Source organism: Catenuloplanes atrovinosus (genome assembly GCF_031458235.1).
Taxonomy (GTDB): Bacteria; Actinomycetota; Actinomycetes; order Mycobacteriales; family Micromonosporaceae; genus Catenuloplanes; species Catenuloplanes atrovinosus.
This window is the reverse complement of record NZ_JAVDYB010000001.1, coordinates 63931-77048: the sequence shown is the minus strand read 5'-3', so window position 1 is coordinate 77048 and position 13118 is coordinate 63931. Positions and strand designations below refer to the sequence as shown.

The 13118-nt window shown below is 72.8% G+C and carries 14 protein-coding genes; 4 read left to right on the top strand and 10 right to left on the bottom strand.

Annotated elements, in window-relative coordinates; genetic code table 11:
* Positions 1-3: 3 nt before the first annotated feature.
* Entirely contained in the window at positions 4-1617 is a 1614-nt protein-coding gene (gene fakA, locus J2S41_RS00340; RefSeq protein WP_310361492.1) for a fatty acid kinase ATP-binding subunit FakA, read from the bottom strand.
* Positions 1618-1845: 228 nt separating this feature from the next.
* Here fakA and rpmB point away from each other — a divergent pair, with 228 nt between their 5' ends.
* Together rpmB and J2S41_RS00330 are read left to right on the top strand one after the other, a co-directional pair.
* Positions 1846-2037 carry a 50S ribosomal protein L28 gene (gene rpmB / locus J2S41_RS00335; protein WP_033343896.1) on the top strand — a complete coding sequence of 64 codons (192 nt, stop codon included), beginning with the start codon at positions 1846-1848 and terminating at the stop codon, positions 2035-2037.
* A gap of 143 nt (positions 2038-2180) precedes the next feature.
* Positions 2181-4379, top strand: coding sequence for a PAS domain S-box protein (locus J2S41_RS00330; protein ID WP_310361489.1), 2199 nt, complete (start codon positions 2181-2183; stop codon positions 4377-4379).
* On the opposite strand, the gene J2S41_RS00325 is transcribed toward J2S41_RS00330, so the two are convergent.
* The 3 genes from J2S41_RS00325 to J2S41_RS00315 form a co-directional block, all read right to left on the bottom strand.
* The gene (locus J2S41_RS00325; protein ID WP_310361487.1) at positions 4376-5194 is read right to left on the bottom strand and encodes a chitosanase; all 819 of its coding nucleotides are present in this window, start codon (positions 5192-5194) and stop codon (positions 4376-4378) included. The genes J2S41_RS00330 and J2S41_RS00325 overlap by 4 nt on opposite strands.
* Before the next feature lie 34 nt (positions 5195-5228).
* Positions 5229-5633 (bottom strand): GNAT family N-acetyltransferase, encoded by a 405-nt coding sequence (locus J2S41_RS00320; protein ID WP_374728235.1) that lies wholly within the window; start codon positions 5631-5633, stop codon positions 5229-5231.
* Positions 5634-5899: 266 nt separating this feature from the next.
* Positions 5900-6853, bottom strand: a complete 954-nt coding sequence (locus tag J2S41_RS00315) for a thiamine-phosphate kinase (protein ID WP_310361481.1) — start codon at positions 6851-6853, stop codon at positions 5900-5902.
* 87 nt (positions 6854-6940) lie between these two features.
* Between J2S41_RS00315 and J2S41_RS00310 the strand changes: the two genes are divergently transcribed.
* Together J2S41_RS00310 and J2S41_RS00305 are read left to right on the top strand one after the other, a co-directional pair.
* Positions 6941-7174: an Lrp/AsnC ligand binding domain-containing protein gene (locus J2S41_RS00310; RefSeq protein WP_306834349.1), complete on the top strand. Its 234-nt coding sequence runs from the start codon at positions 6941-6943 to the stop codon at positions 7172-7174.
* Positions 7175-7732: a DUF3515 family protein gene (locus tag J2S41_RS00305; RefSeq protein WP_310361472.1), complete on the top strand. Its 558-nt coding sequence runs from the start codon at positions 7175-7177 to the stop codon at positions 7730-7732. It begins immediately after the preceding gene.
* Between the two features lie 887 nt (positions 7733-8619).
* On the opposite strand, the gene J2S41_RS00300 is transcribed toward J2S41_RS00305, so the two are convergent.
* The 6 genes from J2S41_RS00300 to J2S41_RS00275 are packed head-to-tail and all read right to left on the bottom strand — an operon-like array spanning position 8620 to position 13035.
* Positions 8620-9363, bottom strand: coding sequence for an ABC transporter permease (locus J2S41_RS00300; RefSeq protein ID WP_310361469.1), 744 nt, complete (start codon positions 9361-9363; stop codon positions 8620-8622).
* Between the two features lie 19 nt (positions 9364-9382).
* Positions 9383-10294 carry an ABC transporter ATP-binding protein gene (locus tag J2S41_RS00295; RefSeq protein ID WP_310361468.1) on the bottom strand — a complete coding sequence of 304 codons (912 nt, stop codon included), beginning with the start codon at positions 10292-10294 and terminating at the stop codon, positions 9383-9385.
* A 32-nt stretch (positions 10295-10326) separates the two neighbouring features.
* On the bottom strand, positions 10327-11058 hold the full coding sequence (locus J2S41_RS00290) for a hypothetical protein (RefSeq protein ID WP_310361465.1): 732 nt from the start codon (positions 11056-11058) through the stop codon (positions 10327-10329).
* 11 nt (positions 11059-11069) lie between these two features.
* Positions 11070-11780: a hypothetical protein gene (locus J2S41_RS00285; RefSeq protein ID WP_310361463.1), complete on the bottom strand. Its 711-nt coding sequence runs from the start codon at positions 11778-11780 to the stop codon at positions 11070-11072.
* A complete protein-coding gene (locus J2S41_RS00280; protein ID WP_310361460.1) occupies positions 11777-12661 on the bottom strand; it encodes an ATP-binding cassette domain-containing protein in 885 nt (294 codons plus the stop codon). Before J2S41_RS00280 ends, J2S41_RS00285 begins: the two co-directional genes overlap by 4 nt.
* Positions 12658-13035, bottom strand: coding sequence for a GntR family transcriptional regulator (locus J2S41_RS00275; RefSeq protein ID WP_310361456.1), 378 nt, complete (start codon positions 13033-13035; stop codon positions 12658-12660). Before J2S41_RS00275 ends, J2S41_RS00280 begins: the two co-directional genes overlap by 4 nt.
* Positions 13036-13118 lie beyond the last annotated feature (83 nt).

Sequence of the window (13118 nt, the reverse complement as noted above, 5' to 3'; positions counted from 1 at the left end):
CGCTCACTCCACGCCGATCAGCAGGGGGTAGACGGGCTGACCGCCGTCGTAGCCGCGGACCTCCACGAACGGCCAGGCGGCCGCCAGGTGGGCGCGCAGCGCCGGCTCCAGCCCGGACGGCGCGTCCGCGCCGAAGAGCAGCGTGACCAGCTCGCCACCGCCGCCGAGCAACCGGTCGAGCAGCTCGGTGCCGACGCCGGTGAGCTGCGACCCGATCAGCGTGACCTCGCCCTCGATCAGGCCCAGCACGTCGCCGGCCCGGCAGCGGCCGGCCATGGTCAGCGCCTCCCGGCTGGCCCGCGTCACCTCGGCCCAGCGGCACGCGCCGGCCGCCTCGGCCATCGCGATCACGTCGTCCTCGAAGCTGCGCGCGTCGTCGCGCACCGCGAGCGCGGCCAGCGTCTGCACCGGCGAGCGGGTCGGCACCACGCTGACCCGCGGGCCGGTCACCTCGCGCGCGGCGGCGACCGCGACCGCGCGGGTGTCGCCGTCGTTCGGCAGCAGCACGACCTCCATGGCACCGCTGGCCGAGATCGCCTCCAGCAGCTCGCGCGGCGACGGGTTGTCGCCGACCACGATCGCGCCCTCGCCGGTGTAGAGCGCGGCGAGCCCGGGGCCGTCCGCCATCACCACGGCCGCGCGGGCGCGGGCGCGCGGGGCGGGCAGCGCGGCGGCGTGGTCCGCGAACCGGGTGACCGTGATCTGGTGCGGGCGGCCCGCGACCACGCCCGCCTCGATCGCGGCACCCACGTCGTTCACGTGGACGTGCACGTGCCAGACCGGGGGACGCCCGCCGGAGCCGACCACGACCAGCGAGTCGCCCAGCCCGCGCAGCGTGCGCTTGAGCCGGTCGACCGCGTCCTCCTCCGCGTCCAGCAGGTACTGCACCTCGTACGCGAAGTCGGGTGAGCCGGTCTCGCGCGGCGCGGCGGGTGGGCGCGGGACCGGCGACGACGCGACGGGCGGCGGCTCCTCGACCTCGCCGGGCTCGCCGTCGAACGACTCGGCCAGCGCCTCCAGCAGCAGGCACAGCCCGCGCCCGCCGGCGTCCACCACGCCGGCCCGGGCCAGCACCGGCAGTTGCTCCGGCGTGCGGGCCAGTGCCACCGACGCGGACGCGGACGCGGCGCGCGCCACCTCGGCCACGTCGTCGGTCTCGGCCCGGGACGCGCCGTCCGCGGCCGCGGAGAGCACGGACAGCACGGTGCCCTCGACCGGCTCGGCGACCGCGGAGTATGCCGCCGCGGTGGCCGCGCGCAGCGCCGCGGCCAGCTGCCGGCCGCGCACCTCGGGCACGTCGGCCAGCGTGTCCGCCATGCCGCGCAGCACCTGCGAGATGATCACGCCGGAGTTGCCGCGCGCGCCGAGCAGCGCGCCACGGGCCAGCAGGTGCAGCGTGTGGCCGTGCGCGGTGCGGCCGGTCTCGGCCGAGTTGTCCAGGTCGAGCGCGAGCGCGCGCTGCGCGGAGGTGAGCGTGAGCACCAGGTTGGTCCCGGTGTCGCCGTCGGGCACCGGATAGACGTTCAGCTCGTCGATCTCGCGCTGGTGCGCCCGCAACGCGCTCAGCCCGGCACCGCACCAGCGGCGCACGACCGTCGCATCCAGGGTCTCCAGCACGGAAAAAGCCTATAGTCGGTCACCGACACTTTCGCGGGTCGGGACGGTCCTCGGACCCGATTGGCTGGTCGGGGCCCGCGTCGGGTAGCCTGGTCGGGTTGCCTAGGCCTCGTGCGCGGGTGACCTCACGTCTGCGGCCCGCGCCGCGGGACTGTCGCATGGTGTCACGCCAGCACATGGCGTCACCTCGTGCGACGAGCATCGATCGATCGACAGCAGGAGACTTCCGTGGCAAGCGTCTGCGACGTCTGTGGCAAGGGGCCGGGCTTCGGCCACAACGTGTCCCACTCGCACCGGCGGACCAACCGCCGCTGGAACCCGAACATCCAGACGGTGCGCACCCCGGCCGGTGGCGGTAACACCCGCAAGGTCCAGGCCTGCACCTCGTGCATCAAGGCCGGCAAGGTCACCCGGGCCTAACGACATAGGTTCGCTTGACGTACGCCCTGTCGCCCACGGCGGCAGGGCGTACGTGCGCGTTATCTGCGCTTTCCGCCTCACCGGCTCGCTTTTCGTCCCTATCCTGAGGGAACTGGCTGCGGCGATACGAGCGCGGGGTGCTGATGGGCGGAACGACCGATCCCGACGGCGACGAGGCCGTGCTGTCGCTCTCCCTGGACGGCCGGATCACCGACGCCGGTGACGGCGCGCGCACGCTCCTCGGATATCACCCGCACGAGCTCTTCGGGCGCCCGGTGGAGGACGTCATCCCGGAGCCCGGCGGGCTGCTCAGCGGCCCCGGCCACGACCTGAGCGCCGCGATCGGCAACGACTCCTCCCGGTTCGAGCTGAGCTGCCGCTGCGCGGACGGCACGGTCTTCCCCGCGGTGGTCACGGTGTGGCGCAGCATGGAGGAGCACGGGCTCACCATCACGGCCGCGATCCGCCGGCTGAGCGCGGAGGACCAGCTGGCCGGTGCGATCAACCTGGTCGGCGCGCTGGTCCGGTCCTCGCACGACGCCATCATCGCGGCCGACCGGGACGGCATGGTCACCATCTGGAACCCGGCGGCCGAGCGCCTCTACGGCTACACCGCGGCGGAGATGCTGGGCCGCCCGCGCAGCGTGCTGTTCCCGCCGGACGGGCAGGAGCTGGAGGAGGAGCGGTTCCGCCGGACCATCTCCGGCAGCCACGTCGAGATGTTCTCCGCGGTCCGCCGCCACAAGGACGGCCGGCTGCTCACGGTCGCGGCCACCATCTCCCCGATCGCGGACGCGCGCGGCCACATCATCGGGGCGGCCGGCTTCTCCCGGGACATCGGCGAGACGAACCGGGCGCAGAGCATGTTCCGCGGGCTGCTGAACGCGCTGCCGATCGGCATCATCGGCATCGGTGAGGACGGCCTGATCCGCTTCGTGAACCCGGAGACCGAGCGGCTGTTCGGCTACGGCGCGGAGGAGGTGCTGGGCCTGCCGGTCGAGCGCCTGATCCCCCGCTCCGGCGCCGAGGAGCAGGACCTGCACGGGGTACGGAAGGACGGCAGTCGCTTCCCGGCGGAGGTCTCGCTGTCCCCGATCGACGTCGGCTCCGAGACGCTGATCTCGGCCACCGTGGTGGACACCACCGACCGGATCGCGGCCGAGGCCGAGCGCACCCGCCTGGAGCAGGAGCTGAACGCGGCACTGCGGCTGGAGAGCGTGGGCCAGCTCGCGGGCGGCGTCGCGCACCACTTCAACAACCTGCTGGCCATCATCGACTCGCACGCCGGCTTCGTGGCCGAGGAGCTGAGCGGGCCGGTCACCGGCGCCAGCGTGCGTGAGGCACTCACCGACATCGCGCAGATCCGCAAGACCGTGGACCGGGCCAGCGAGTACGCCCGGCAGCTGCTCGCGTTCGGCCGGCGCGAGGTGGCCCGGCCGGTCCGGCACGACATCTCCCGTACCGTGGCGGACGTCTACGCGCTGCTCGCCCACTCGATCGGCGACGACATCACGATCACCACGAACGCGCACAAGGACCTGCCGCCCGTGGTGGTCGACCCGGGTCAGTTGGAGCAGACGCTGGTCAACCTGGCCCTCAACGCGCGCGACGCGATGCCGCACGGCGGCCGGCTGAGCATCACGGCCGAGCCGTGCACCAAGAGCGTGCCGGGCGCGCGGCCCAGCCGCCAGGTCAAGATCCGGGTCACCGACACCGGCACCGGCATGCCCCCGGAGGTGCTGGAGCGCGCGTTCGAGCCGTTCTACACCACCAAGGACCCGGTCTCGTTCGCCGGCATGGGCCTGGCCGTGGCGCACGGCATGGTCACCGCGGCCGGCGGTGAGATCAACATCGCGTCCGACCCGGGCCGGGGCACCACCGTGGTGATCATGTTGCCCGCCGACGACGTCCTGGAGCCGCGCCGCGGCACCGGCGACCCGGTGGCGGGCGCCGGGGCGGAGCGGGACGGCCGCCGCACCATCCTGGTCGTCGACGACGAGCCGGACCTGCGCGAGGTGGTCCGCCGGATGCTCGGCAAGTCCGGCTACGACGTGCTCATCGCCGCGGACGGGCACGAGGCGCTGGACCGGGCGCGCGCTCACGACGGCAGCATCGACCTGCTGATCACCGACATCATGATGCCCGAGATGTCCGGCACGGAACTGGCCGAGAAGCTGCGCGAGTTCCGCGACGGGCTGCCCGTGCTGTTCATGTCCGGCTACGCCGCGCCGGTGCTCACCGAGAAGGGCAGCCTCGACCCGGGCACGGTCCTGCTGCAGAAGCCGTTCCGCAAGCAGGAGCTGATCACCGCGGTGGAGAACGTGCTGTCCGTCCCGGTCTAGCGCATGATCGCGTAGCGGTCGCCGTAGACGCTCCACCGCAGTGGTGGGTTCAGGTCGAGGTTGCCGGCTTTCAGGAAGGCCCGCTGGGCGGTGTCGACGCGGCTGGTGTCCCGGTGTGCCGCCTCCCGGCGCATGGCCGCGGTGCGGGCGGTCAGGAAGGCGTGCAGGTAGGCGGTCTCGGCACCGCCCTGGGCCGGCGTGCGGGCGCGGCGCATGGCGGCGGCGCGGATGCCGCCGAAGCTCGCCGGGTCCGGGCCGGGGCCGTGCATGACCATCGCGTCGAAGTAGGCGAACTGTCCCAGCGCGCGCAGCCCGTCCCGCATGGCCTGCCCGACCGCCGGGCTGAGGTAGACGCGGTCCCGCGTGGCGTCCTGCGCGGCGCGGAACAGCGGGTCGGCGGCGGCGGCCCGCCAGGCGCGCGGGAACCCGGGGTCCAGGCCGGCGTGCGAGCCGCTGCCGATCACCCGGCGCAGCGCGGGGACGTAGCGGGCCAGCGGGTTCACCGGCCGGGCCGCGGTGTACCGGAGCACGACCGCCAGCAGGTCGCCGGTGCCGCTCGTGAAGCCGATGATGCCGCCGGTGTAGCCCCGGCCGTCCCGGATGTCCTCGATGTAGCCGTACTGCGCGCGCCAGTTCAGCGACGAGTTCTCCGCGCTGGAGACCAGCCGCATGGCGATCTCCTTCTTCGCGGGGTGGTCCAGGTCCCGCCGGGGCAGACCGCCCATCCGGTGCACCGCCGCCCTCGCCTCCGCGGGGTCGTGGGTCGGCCGGCCGGTCAGCGTGAACCCGGCCGCGGCCAGCACCACGGCGGCCACCGCGGGTGCGAGCGCCCGCCGGCGGAGTGTCCGGCTAGAGGACCCGGGCGAAGGAGAGGCAGCCCGGGTCGTTCCGGTAGAAGCCGAAGTTCTCGATCCGGTCATACCCGCAAGCGTGGTACATCGCGATCGCCTCCGGCTGGAGATCGCCGACTTCGAGGATCATCCGCCTGCGGCCCTGTGCCCGCGCCGACTCCTCCACCGCGGCCAGCACCCGGCGGCCGATCCCCCGGCCACGCACGGCCACGGACGTGAACATCCGCTTCAGCTCCGCGTCCTCGTCGCCGTGCGCGCGCCAGCCCGCGCCGCCGACCGGCTCGCCGCCCAGGAACGCGACCACGAAGTCGCCGCGCGGCGGGGTGAACTCGGCCGGGTCCATCGGGGTGTCGTCACCGGTGCCGCCGTAGCGGACGGCCAGCTCCGCCAGCGCCGCGCGCATGACGGTCTGGGCCTCCGGCTCGTCGTACCGGACCGATCGCACCTCGAAGTCCTTCACAGTCCGAGAGGGTACGACCACGACCAGCCGAAACCCAGAGGCCGACAGCCAAATGAGATTCGCGCTACGGAACGTCGCCGAGCGCCTCGGCCACGGCCCGCGACGGGCCCGGGTTTTCCGGCCCACCGCGGGACCGGCAGGGAGGCCGCCCGCGGCCGACCGGTGCCCGCGGGAGCATGCGGGCCGCGACCGGGCCGGAAGCGGGAAATCTAGATCTTGAAATGGTCCCAGCCGAGCCGGCCCTCCCAGGCCCGCCCGTCGACCGTGACGCCCTCGCCCTCGGCGACCGTGCCCACCCGGCGCCACTCCTCCGGCAGCGCGACCCCGGCCGGGAACGTCGCGCAGAGCGCGTGGTCGTCGCCGCCGCCGAGGACCCAGCTGTACGGGTCGACGCCCAGCGCGGTGGCCGCGTCGCGCATCTGGTCGGGCAGGTCGAACGCGTCCCGGTGCACGTCGATCGCGACCTTGCTGGCGTCCGCGATGTGCCCGAGGTCGGCCAGCAGCCCGTCCGAGACATCGATCATCGAGGTGGCGCCGAGCCGGTTCGCGATCGGGCCCTGCTTGTACGGCACCTGCGGCCGCCGGTACGCGTCGACCAGCAGCTTCGGCGTGCGGAAGCCGCGCGACAGCACGGTGTAACCCGCGCCCGCGAACCCGACCCGCCCGGCCATCGCCACGATGTCGCCCGGCCGCGCGCCGCTGCGCAGCACCGGTTGCAGGCCGTGCATGTCGCCGAGCGCGGTGACCGCGACGGTGAGCGTCGGGCTGGCCGACATGTCGCCGCCGACCACGCTGGCGCCGACCGACTCCGCCTCCTCGGCGAGGCCGTCCGCGAGCTCCTCGGCCCAGGCGGCGTCCAGGTCCGGCGGCGCGCAGAGGGCGACCAGGAGCGCGGTCGGATACGCGCCCATCGCCGCGATGTCGGCCAGGTTCGCCGCGGCGGCGCGGTGGCCGATGTCGGTGCCGCTGCCCCAATCGCGCCGGAAGTGGCGGCCGTCGACGAGCACGTCCGTGGAGGCGACGACCCGCCCGTCCGGCGCCGCGACCAGCGCCGCGTCGTCGCCGGGACCCAGCAGACAGGTCGGCCCGGCGGTGAGTCGCGCGGTGACCCGGGCGATCAACCCGAACTCGCCGTCCTTCGCCACTGACGTCCCCTCAGTCACCCTGCGCTCCTCCTGCACACGGACCTGCACTTCCGTACGGTAGTTTCACCAACCGAGCCGCCGGCGGCGGCGGATAGGAGTCGTGTCGTGGTCCAGGCGTACATCCTCATCCAGACGGAGGTCGGACGCGCGCGTGACGTGGCCGCGCAGATCAGCAACATATCCGGCGTCATCAGGGTCGACGCGGTCGTGGGCCCCTACGACGTGGTGGTGCTCACAGAGGCCACCACGGTGGACGAACTCGGGAAGATCGTCGTGAGCAAGGTTCAGCTCGTGCCGGGCATCACCCGCACGGTCACCTGCTCGGTGGTGCGTCTCTAGATGGACCGCACCACCCGTACGGCAGCGCTGTGGGCCACGATCGTCGCGGTGCCCGTCGCCGTGATCGTGGCCCTCGTCGCCATCTCCGCGCTGCCCGACGCCGAGCCCGAGGCCGCACCGTCCTCGGGCGCCCCCCGCCCCGTGCCGACGACCCCGGTGGAGATGGCCGCCCCGACGCTCGGCACGGACGAGACGGTCGCCTGCCGCGCGCTGACCTCACAACTGCCCGTGACGCTCCGAGACCTGCCACAGCGCCCGGTCTCCGCCGGCCCCGAGCAGAACGTGGCCTACGGCGAGCCCGCCATCACCGTCGCCTGCGGCGGAGATCAGCCGTCATTCCTGGCCACGGACCTGGTCTACCCGCTGAGCGGCGTCTGCTGGCACGCCACCGAAACCGCCTCCGGCTCCACCTGGACCACCGTCGACCGCCGCGTCCCGGTGACGGTCACCATCCCGAAGGACTACGAGTCCCCCGGGCAGTGGACCACGGAGTTCTCCGCCACCATCGCGTCGACGCTGCTCTCCCGCGAGGACGTGCCGACCGGCTGCCGTAGCTGAGATCGTTTCTCCGTGCTGTCCGGACGCCGGCGCTCGCCCCGCCGATCGTCGAAGACCTGAAAGCCTTTGCCTTTCCCGCTTCCGGCGGGGCCGGGTTCCGCACGCTCCCGCGGGCAAACCGCGCGGCGCCCTCCGACTCCGCTGGCGCTCCGCTCCGGACGCCGCGCCGGAGCCGGTGCCGTGGGTGGTCCCGCAAGAGCCGCGACTCCCGCACCACTTGCGACGGATGCCGCGCCGGAGGGGACACGGCTGGTCCCGCGAGAGCCGCGCAACCCCGCGCCACGTGCGACGGGCGCCGCGCCCGGGGCACGGCCGGTCCCGGGGCACGGCCGGTCCGGCCTCCGCTGCGGACGGACCCGAAAGCACGGCGGGTTCCACGGTTCGCCGCACGGTCCGGGCCGGAGGCCGGCGGACGAACCGTCGCCTGGCGCGGTCCCGCTTCGGCGGCTGGTCCCGCGGGTCCGCGAGTTCCCCGCGCAAACCGGCCCGCCCGCCGAACCCGGTGCCGGTTCCCCTATCGGGTCGACGCCCGACGGGACGTCCGGGGGTGCGGTAGGCGCCCCGGTCGCCGACCCGCTATCGATCTCGCATCGAGCACTAAAGATACGTAGAGCACGTTATGAGTGGCTCATAACGTGCTCTACGTATCTTTAGCCAAGATCCGCGCCGTGCACCCGCCCGCCTTAACGCGATGTTCGGGCACGGAGCCGGCGGCCGCACGTCCCGTTCCCTCCGCAAGCCCGTCGCAGCGCACGGCTAGCGGGCCATACGAGCGTGTTGGCCGGACACGCTGAACCGTCCGGCCCTCGCGCGAGCGCGGGGGCCGGACGCGACGGCAGGGCCCGCGACCCCCCGTTCGGTATCGCGGGCCCGTCGTCGCGGTGAGGTCAGGTCCAGCGGAAGAGGCGGGTGGCGAGGAAGGTGATGGCGACCGCGTACGCGGCGAGGACCGCCAGGGCCGTGGGGGCGATGGTGGTGCCGGACCAGGCGTCGGAGAGGGCCTGGGAGGCGGCGCCGAGCGGGGTGAACTCGGCGATGCGGCGAAGGTTCTCGGGCATGATCGGGCCGGGGGTCCAGACGCCGGCGAAGAAGAGCAGCGGGAAGTAGACGAGCATGCCGACGCCGCTGGCGGTCTTGGCGGTGGGGACCACGGCGGCGATCAGCAGGCCGATGGCGAACATGGCGACCGTGGCGAGCAGCAGCACGCCGGCGAACTGCGGGATCGAGGCCGGCAGTGACACGTCCAGGACCGCGACGCCGATCGTGATCGCGACGGCGACCGAGATCAGCAGCGCGATCAGTTGCACGATGAGCTGGGCGCCGAGCAGCGGTGCGGGGCCGACCGGCGTGGTGGCCATCCGGCGGAGCACGCCGCGTTCGCGGTGGGTGGCGAGCGTGGCCGGGAGCGTGGTGATGGCGATGGTGGCGAGCGCCATGGCGACCACGATCGGCAGGTAGATGTCGATGGCGCGGACGCCGCCCAGTTCCGGGTCGACCTCGCGGAAGCCGGGCATCAGGCCGCCGAGCACGTAGAGCAGGACGGACGGGAAGAACAGGCCGAATCCGACGGACATGCCGTCGCGCAGGAACAGCTTGCCCTCGGACAGGGTGAGCGCGGTGAGCGGACGCATGATGATATCTCCTGAAAAATCAGTCTTGATCGAGGGCGCGGCCGGTCAGGGTGAGGAAGGCGTCGTCGAGCGTGGCCTGGTCCATGCGCAGCTCGCGGGGACGGATTCCGGCGACGGCCAGTGCGGACACCACCGTGAAGAGCAGGTCGCCACCGCCGGTGATCACGACGGTACGGCCGGACGTGCCCACCGTGACGCCCGGCGCGTCGGCCAGGAAGTCTGCGGGCAACGGCGTCTCCGGTACGAACCGGATGCGCTGCGCGTCCGCCGCGGCCGTGCCGATCAGCCCGGCCGGCGAGTCGACCGCGAGCACCCGGCCGCCCTCGATGATCGCGATCCGGTCGCAGAGCCGGTCCACCTCCTCCATGAAGTGGCTGACCAGCACGACCGTGACGCCCCGGTTGCGTACCGACTCGATCAGGTCCCAGGTCTCGCGCCGCGCCGCCGGGTCCAGTCCGGTGGTGAGCTCGTCCAGGAACGCGACCCTCGGGTTGCCGACCAGCGCCAGCGCGATGGAGAGGCGCTGCTTCTGCCCACCGGACAGTTTGGCGAACGCCGTGTTCTGCTTGTCGCCCAACCCGAGCAGGTCGAGCAGCTCGCGCCAGTCGGCCGGTTCCGGATAGAACGAGGCGTAGAGGCGCATCGCCTCGCCGACCCGGAGCTTGTCCGGCAGCGCGGACTCCTGCAGCTGCATGCCGAGCCGGCGCCGCAGCTCCCGGCCGTCGCGCCGCGGGTCCAGGCCGAGCACGCGGACCGTGCCGCCGTCCGGCCGGCGGAGCCCGGCGGCCATCTCGACCGTGGTGGTCTTGCCGGCGCCGTTCGGGCCGATGATGCCGAAGATCTCGCCCTGCTCGACGGTGAGCGAGACGTCCCGCACGGCGACGGTGTCGCCGTACCGCTTGTTCAGGTTGCGCAACTCGATGACGGACATGACGGAGCGCCTCCGATGAGAGAAAGAGGGGGTCAGCGGGTGGCGGCGGGGCGGACCGGCATGGTGCGGTACACCCGGTAGGTGGCGGCCAGGAAGAGGACGAGGATGCCGGTGGCGACGGCGAGCCCGATCGGCAGCGGCGCGGTGGGCAGGCCGAGGAGGCGGTTGACGCCCAGCCCGGCCCACTCGGCGTTGAACGCGGCCTCGGCCGCGATCGGGGGCAGCACCGCGATCGGGATGATCGCCAGTCCGGCCCACACTCGGTAGCGGTAGAAGCCGATGCCGATCAGCGCACCCGCGGTGAGGTAGACCAGGTCGAGGACGAACGCGGAGAGCAGCGTCGCGACGGCGTCGCCCGCGCCGGTGACCGGGTAGCGCTCGACGAGATTGCCCATGACGCCGGCGGCCGAGTAGATCGCGTGCTCCGGTGCGAACCCGGCCACCTGGACCAGCGCGAAGAGCAGCGCGGTCACCGCGTAGAGCGCGAGGTACGCCTCGCCGAGCTGGCGCCGGGTGACGCCCATGGAGATGTACACCCGGGCCTGCACCACGGTGATGACGCCCATGGAGAGCAGCCAGTACCGCGGTGGCGGGCCGCCGACCCGCAGCCACATGCTCTGCTCGAGCGTGTCGAAGAGCGCGATCGAACCGGCCACGACGACGTAGACGATGAGGAGAATCCCCCAGTACATCGCCACGATCGGGGCCATGTGCCGGGTCATGCGCCGAAGGAGGACGGCGAGTACGCCGGGGTGACGGTTCATCGGTGCCTTCCTCAGACGATCTTGCCGCGGATGGCGACGGCGCGGACGGAGACGTGGATGACGGCGAACCCGGCCGCGACCAGCGCGGCGGTGATCAGCGCGGGCACGGCGAACGGGAGCCGCGGCCCGCCCACGACGGTGACCGTGTCGACCGGGCCCCACTCGGTGCCGAAGAGCAGCTCGGCGCCGAACCCGGGGATCACGCACGCCGGGATCAGAATCATCCCGAGGTACGCCCCGTACCGGTAGAAGCAGGCGCCGAGCAGCCAGCCGGAGCAGAACGTGGCCAGGTAGATCAGGAACGCGCGCACCAGCACGGCGACCGCGGTGCCGGCGGAGTACACCGGGTACGGCTCGGTCAGCCCGTCCATCAGCCCGGTGGCGCCCAGCACGAGCCGCTCCACGCCGAACCCGGCCAGCGCGAGCGCGGCGAAGCAGGCCGCGGTGCCGATGCCGAACAGCAGGCCGCCGCGCACGAACTCGCGCCGGGTCACGCCGTTCGCCACGTAGTGCCGCAGGTAGACCGGGGTGAGCATGAGCCCGATCGAGCCGATCAGCCACTTCGCGGTGGAGGCGACGCCGGCGTTCCACGGGCTCGCGGTGATCGTGCCGTAGACCGCGATCAGCGTGCCGACGAGCGCGACCAGGCCGGCGAGCAGCGCGGCGAACAGCGCGTACGCCCACCAGAGCCGGTGGAACAGCGAGGATGCCACGGTCGTCATCGCGGCACCCCGGACGCGGTCAGGTGGATGAAGAGGTCCTGCAACCCGACCGGCGCGAGGTCCAGCCCGGCCGCGGCCGCCTCCCGGCGCTGCGCCTCGGTGAGCGCGCCGTACGTCGTGGTGGCCTTGGTGCCGCCGAGCCGCTTCTCGCCCAGCGCCTCCAGGTCGTTGCCGGCGACGAACGCGTCGACCGCGGTGGCCTCGCCGGTGACGGTGGCGCCGCGCCGGCGCAGCGTGTCCGTCTCCTCGTGGACCAGCAGCCGCCCCCGGTCGAGGATCAGCACCTCCTCGAAGAGGTTCGCCACCTCCTCGATCAGGTGGGTGGAGAGGATGATCGTGCGCGGGTGCTCCGCGTAGTCGGCGATCAGCTCCTGGTAGAACGCGTACCGCGAGGGCGCGTCCAGCCCCAGGTAGGACTCGTCGAAGATGGTCAGCGGCGCGCGGGAGGCCAGCCCGAGCGTGACGCCGAGCGCGGAGCGGCCGCCCCGGGACAGCCCGGAGACGCGCTTGCGCAGCGGCAGGTCGAACTGCTTGGCCAGGCGGGAGGCGTAGTCGGCGTCCCAGTTCGGCCGGAGGCGGGACGCGAGGTCGAGCACGGAGCCGACCCGGTCCGCGTCCTCCGCGTCGACGTTGTCGCGGATCAGGCAGACCCGGCGGGTGACCCGCGCGTTCTCGAACGGGTCCTCGCCGTCGACCAGCACGGTGCCGCCGGTGGCGCGGCGGAACGCGGCCAGGACGGAGAGCAGGCTGGTCTTGCCGGAGCCGTTGCGGCCGAGCAGCCCGTAGATCTTGCCGCCGGCCAGCTCGAACGAGAGATTGTCCAGCGCGACCGTGTCGCCGTAGTGCAGCCGCAGGTCGCGCACGGAGACCGGGATGCTCATCGGCCGGCCTCCCCGCTGGGCACCTCGGCGGCCGCGATGCGCGCGACGACCTCGTCGAGCGGAATGCCGATCATGCGGGCCTCGGCGATCATCGCGTCCACCACCTCGGTGAAGAACCGCTCGCGGCGCTGGCCGCGCAGCTGCTCACGGGCCTGCGGGCTGACGAACATGCCGATGCCCCGCTTCTTGTAGAGCACGCCCTCGTCCACCAGCTGCTGAAACCCCTTGGCGGCGGTGGCGGGGTTGATCCGATAGAAGGATGCGTATTGGTTCGTGGACATGACCTGCTCGTCCTCCTTGAGCGCACCGCTGAGGATCTCGTCTTTGATCTTGTCGGCGATCTGCTGATAGATCGGGCTCCGGTCGTCGAACACCGCCTCGCCCCCTTCGCCGCTACTGAGCACTCGAACTTGGTTGGTTCATTACTTGTGTAATGAACCCTAGCACCGACGAACCT